This window comes from Ochrobactrum sp. SFR4 (assembly GCF_019730395.1).
GTDB lineage: Bacteria > Pseudomonadota > Alphaproteobacteria > Rhizobiales > Rhizobiaceae > Pseudochrobactrum.
In genome coordinates, this window is sequence record NZ_JAAPBB010001007.1 from 1 (window position 1) to 256 (window position 256).

At 54.3% G+C, this 256-nt stretch carries 1 protein-coding gene; it reads left to right on the plus strand.

The features are described 5' to 3' along the window. The coding region (locus HBA93_RS22120; RefSeq protein WP_221724675.1) for a BREX system Lon protease-like protein BrxL at window positions 1–256 on the plus strand (256 nt) is incomplete at both ends.

The following is a 256-nucleotide window of genomic DNA, read 5'->3' on the forward strand; positions in this document are numbered from 1 at the left end:
GCCTTGGATGCTGAAAAATACCGACCTCTTCGAAGCTTTGCCGCCGCAGTTCCACGACAGCGCCTTTATCGATCGATTGCACGCCTATCTGCCTGGATGGGAGGTCGACATCATCCGGGGTGAGATGTTCACATCTGGCTATGGGTTCATTGTCGACTATCTCGCCGAAATCCTGCGCCATCTGCGTGCTGAGGATTTCTCACACCGGCCAGATCGCTATTTTACCATTCCGGTTCAGACCCATATCCGGGACCGT